Genomic DNA, 5,093 nt, shown 5'->3' with positions numbered 1-5,093 from the left:
TGGAGCAGGCGGTCGAGCGGCTGGCGAAAGCCAACCCGAGTGTGCTGGTCCTGACGCAGTCGCTGAAGCTGCCGCTGGTGAAGGCGGCCATGGAAGCTGTCTCCGGCAACGACTGGGGCTGCCTCGAGGGTGTGAAACTCGATTGCGAGGCCCCGGCAAAGGGCAGCTACACGCCCGACCTGATCGTGGTGAACCGTGCCCGGCACACCGCCTACATCCTCGACCTCAAGCGCTCGCTTGCCTCCTACGGCGACACGAGCAGGCTCGAGGAGCTGAAGATGAAGATGATGGCGGCGGCCATGGTTCTGCCGGACTGGCTCTACAAAACCCAGAAGCGGTTGATGGTCGATGCGGTGGAAGTCGCGATCGTCGATGGCGCCAGCCGTCCGAGCGATCATGCCAGCGGGGTCTGGGCGCTCTCGGAGATCGACGACCTCCTGGAGATCGATGGCGTGGCGGCCTGTATGGCGGAACTGCGCCGTCGCTTCGGTCAGCGGGTGCAGCAGCTTCTCGAAGCGGAGGCGCTGAAGGCGCTTGGCCTCGACAGGCTGCCGGTGGCAGGCACGGCGGTCGTGACGTCCGAGGGAACGGCGCCGACCCGTCCGTGGATCAATCTCAACGGTCATAGCCGTAGCTTCGCGGAAGACCGGGCTGCGCGCGCTTTGGATGATGATGCCGATCACGACGAACCGGGATCCGACAACCCTTCTGACGCAGCGTGTGACGATGACGAGTCTGCGCCTGTCTTCGTGCGCGTCGGCTTTGCCCGACGTCGGTCGCATTGATCGAGCTTCGAGCCCAGAGTCTCAAGCCTCAGCCCACTGCCATTGATGCCTGCTGCCGGATCGCCTGAAGCCCGGACCTGACGTTTGCCGCCCTGCGCCGGACGTCAGCCGCCGGACGCCGGGCGCGATTGCCGCACAGCATCCGGTTCCGAGGCTGCGGCTTCTTCATCCCCCTGTCTCATGCGCGCTGGACCGATAACGGTTCGGCCAAGGAGTCCTCATGTCCTCCGACCTCACCCCGGATGTGCCGCGTCACATCCGTTGCGAAGCGATTGCGTCGTCCTCGATCGCACAGTCCGTCCCCTGCCATCGGTCGCATGGCACCATTCTGCATCATCCCGGATCCGGCCGTGCCGATCCGCTCGCCGACGATCCGGCAATCCTGATCGGACTGGCGCTTGCCCATGTCCGGCAGGGGAAGGGTCTGACTGGTACGGTTCCGGACGTCGTCATGTCCCGGCTGCAAGCCCATGCCGATCATGGCAATCCCGCCTGCCGCCTGTTGCTGTCCTGGCTCGACAGGTATCGCACTGGCGCCTCGGTCCCGGACCAATCTGCCGAGGCCACCACGGACTCGAGCGAGCCATCAGTTTCTCGTGCGCGCAAGACCCCTCGCGATCGCATCGTGGCAAGGCTCGGCGCAGCTCCGCCTGAAGCCATGCGACCACGGGGGCGCAAGCGGCCGCGCTGGCCCGTTGCCGTCGAGGCGACGTCAGCCGTAGCTCCGGAACCAATTTCCGCGACCGAGGAGGCGTCGCATGGATAAGTTGACGCATCTTCTCGTCCAGCGACTGCGCCAGGACGCCCGTCGGCAGACACTGCGTGCCGCCTTGCTCAACGGCCTGCTCGAACTGAAGCTGGTGGAATGGAATGGCGCGATCATCAGGCGCTATAGTCCCTCGTTCGATATGAGCCAGCTGTCCGGCAACGTGGATCAGGACGTCGCCTGGATCCGTCGCCATTTTGCGAGCCTGCTGGTTGAGCCAGCGAAGAGCGTGAACGCGGCGAAGAATTCCTTCGGCTCCGACGTCGGTCCTGTGGACGTCCGCCCGCCTGTGCCGGANCGCCATTTTGCGAGCCTGCTGGTTGAGCCAGCGAAGAGCGTGAACGCGGCGAAGAATTCCTTCGGCTCCGACGTCGGTCCTGTGGACGTCCGCCCGCCTGTGCCGGAGCGGCTTAGACGGCTGCTGGCGCGTAAGCTCGATCACGCGTCGTGGCCCGCGGCTGACGCGGAGCGCCGCGCCTATGCGATCCGTCTCGTCGGGGAAGCAGGTCCGCCGCCCATGTCCGGGCACCTGATCGCTGCCGTCGTCCTGGCAGAGGCGCTTACGGCCTCGGGACGAACGCTTGCCGAGCTGGTCAGTCTAGCGTCAAGCCGCACGAGCTTCGTGACCATTCAGTCCGAGGTGGAAGGCGTCGAAACGGCGATCGTCCGGCTGTTGACGGCAACAGGGCTTCTTCCCGGTGAGCCGATGTCGTTCATTGCCGGTGGGGCGCCGTATGTCGACGATGACCTGCGTTTCGAGGACGACGAGCAGCGCCGGCCGGTCTTCCATCTCGTTGGAAAGCATGTTGCCAGCCTTGTCGGTCATTCGGTGCGGCGGCGCCTCGTTCGCGCGGCGGCGTCCGATCTGCCGGTCCTGATCACGGCGGACGATCCGCATCAGATCCCCGGCGACGTCAGGCTGGCAGCGGATCTGTGCCTGACGGTCGCGCGGTTCGACAAGGCGCTGATCGCGGATATCGTCGGGATCATCTACGGCACTTGCGCCCTTGCTGACCTCGACGCTCTCATCGATAGCCTCCGGCCGCGGTGGCTCGGCATGGACGACCTGATCCTGGCGCTCCGTCCGGGGCGGCGGCCTGGCGATGCTCTGAGGATCCTCGCCACGCTTGCGATTGCGAACAGACAGGACGCGATCGAGAACGGCGCTGCCGATGACGAAGACGGGGATGGTGACGCCGGAACCACTGCGACCGATGGCGCGCTGGTTCCGGAACAGAGCGCATCGACGACAGCCGTCAGGAAACAGCCTGATAACCCCGCATCGAAGAATGCCGAGAAGCCCAAGGAGGAGAAGCGACTGGTTGTCGTCGATCCCGCCCGGCAGACGTCAGGGCGTGGCAGGCGAGACGTCTCAAGTGGTGCCGAGGTCATTCAGCCGGAGCCGGTCGAGCCCGGCGATACGCGAAGCGTCGGCGGACGTCTGCAGGTCGAGACCTTGTCGGGTTACGGAAAGGCAAGAGACTGGGCGCTCGACCTGAAAGCGGATCTCGCCGACTACCGCTCCGGCCGCCTGGCCTGGGCCGACATGAGCACACGTCTCCTGCTCTCCGGCCCGCCCGGAACGGGCAAGACCACATTCGCCCGCGCCCTTTGCAACAGCCTGCAGATCCCGCTCGTCGTGACGTCGGTCTCGACCTGGCTCGAGGGCGGCTATCTCAACGATGTGCTGAGGAAGATGACACTGACGTTTGCGGAAGCGCGTGACCATGCGCCTGCGATTCTCTTCGTCGACGAGATCGACGGGATCGGCAAGCGACAGCCCGCCGAGCGCGACCACGCCGACTGGTGGAATGCTGTCGTCAACAAGGCGCTTGAACTGCTCGATGGTGCGATGAAAGCGGAAGGCGTCATTGTGGTTGGCGCCACCAACCGCCCCGGCGCGATTGACGAGGCCCTGCGCCGCTCGGGACGGCTCGAAACCCACATCGAGATCCCGCGCCCGGACATCCCGGCGCTCGCCGAGATCCTGGCGTTCCATTTGGGCGCTGATGTCGAGCATCTGCGTTCGGTTCAGGTGACGGGGAAGCATGCCTCGATCTTATCGGTCGGTTCTCCGACAGGAGCGGACGTCGCGCGGCATCAGCAGGGAGTGCAGTCATGAACCATACAGGGCAGAACCAGGAGACCAACGCGGTCCTCAAGCGACTGGCCGCCCGCGCGCTTGGCCTGACGGGCGCCGACATCCAAAGGATCGTCAAGGAAGCGAAAGCAGCCGCCCGGCGTCACGGGCGTCCGCTTGCGCTTGCCGATCTCGAAGCCGGTATCCGCCATCATCGACCGCAGTTGTCACCTGAACGCCTGAGGGACACCGCGGTCCATGAAGCAGGACATCTCATCGTGCACCATGTGCTCGACCTCGGGCCGATCAGGGGCGTCACGATCGATGATGCGTCCGGTGGTGGCTATGGGTCACTCGGCTTCGATACGCGACAGTTCACGCGCCGCGACTGGTTCGAGGACATGCTGACGATGCTGCTCGCCGGTCGCGCCGCGGAGGCCCTCATCTTCCTTGAGGCTGGCACCGGCGCCGGTGGAACCGATGATAGCGATCTTGCTCGTGCAACCGAAATTGCTTTCGCAATCGAGCGCACGCTCGGCATTGGTCAAAAGTTCCCGTTGCTATACCGCCCGCATCCCAGGCCAGCGGTTGTTCTCGATGCGGACCCTGTCCTTGCAGCACGGGTCCATGGCCATCTGGAGCGAGCGGAGGAAAGGGCAGGACGGCTGATCACAGACAACCGCAGAGCTTTCGATACCCTGGTCGAAGCCCTCGTTGACGCCCAGGCGCTGGACGGCGCCGACGTCGTCCGCATTCTCGATCAGGCTGGCGTGGTGTCACAAGGCAGGTTTGCAGAAGCTGGCGTCGAATGAAGGGGAGTTGTCGATGATGGCAGGCCTGCGCATCTTGGCACAATCGCGGTTACGGTCGCGTACCGGGAACGGAGTGAACGCCTGCCTCGCGACGAGGAAGAGGTATCTAGATGGCAGGCTGGCTGCTCAGTGCTCGGCGCTGATCGCCGACCATGAGATCTCTCGAAGTGCGGGCACGTCGTTGCGATGTGCCCGCACATCAACACAAGTTGCGCTCATCTGATTCCGAACTGAAGGCAGCCGATTCCGAAGTCTGGACATCCGATTCATTGGCAAACGCCGTTTGCAGCGTCCGGCCCGGCAACGTGTCTCGATGGATCCTGAAGTGCCCGCACCTTGAGACACGTTGCGTTCGTTCGATTCAGAACTGTGTGCGAGCGATTCGGAATTTGAGAATTCCGATTCTACGCAGGAGACGGTTGTGCCGGTGAGCAGGCTCACGCAGCATGTGCGCAAGCCTAATGGAGAGGAAGGATGATGGCGCGACAATCGGATGAAGAACGGCTCGCGAAGCAACGGACACGGCAGCAGGAGGCACGGCGTCGGAACACGGCGGCGAAGCGACCTGACCGGGACGACGTCGCGCGAACTGTTCTCTTCTGGACGATCCGCGTGGCCGCGAGCAACGAGAAGCCGGGCATGCTCGACAA

At 64.4% G+C, this 5,093-nt stretch carries 4 protein-coding genes; all 4 read left to right on the top strand.

The annotated features are described in order from the left end of the window. The coding region (locus tag ACED18_RS20455) for a hypothetical protein (RefSeq protein WP_377295443.1) at window positions 1-785 on the top strand (785 nt) is incomplete at its 5' end. A gap of 220 nt (window positions 786-1,005) precedes the next feature. Then, entirely contained in the window at window positions 1,006-1,551 is a 546-nt protein-coding gene (locus tag ACED18_RS20450) for a hypothetical protein (RefSeq protein ID WP_377295442.1), read from the top strand. Further along, window positions 1,544-3,673, top strand: a complete 2,130-nt coding sequence (locus ACED18_RS20445) for an AAA family ATPase (protein WP_377295441.1) — start codon at window positions 1,544-1,546, stop codon at window positions 3,671-3,673. The genes ACED18_RS20450 and ACED18_RS20445 overlap by 8 nt, the downstream gene beginning before the upstream one ends. Further along, window positions 3,670-4,443 (top strand): ATP-dependent Zn protease, encoded by a 774-nt coding sequence (locus ACED18_RS20440; protein WP_377295440.1) that lies wholly within the window; start codon window positions 3,670-3,672, stop codon window positions 4,441-4,443. Before ACED18_RS20445 ends, ACED18_RS20440 begins: the two co-directional genes overlap by 4 nt. The last annotated feature ends 650 nt before the right edge of the window (window positions 4,444-5,093 follow it).

It is taken from the genome of Rhizobium sp. SG2393 (assembly GCF_042610495.1).
Classification (GTDB): Bacteria; Pseudomonadota; Alphaproteobacteria; order Rhizobiales; family Rhizobiaceae; genus RU20A.
This window is presented reverse-complemented; position numbering and strand designations above follow the sequence as displayed.

Bases quoted from the DNA above. Each gene is read 5' to 3' on its own strand.
- ACED18_RS20440 (WP_377295440.1), top strand. From the start codon at position 3,670: ATGAACCATACAGGGCAGAACCAGGAGACCAACGCGGTCCTCAAGCGA.
- ACED18_RS20450 (WP_377295442.1), top strand. From the start codon at position 1,006: ATGTCCTCCGACCTCACCCCGGATGTGCCGCGTCACATCCGTTGCGAA.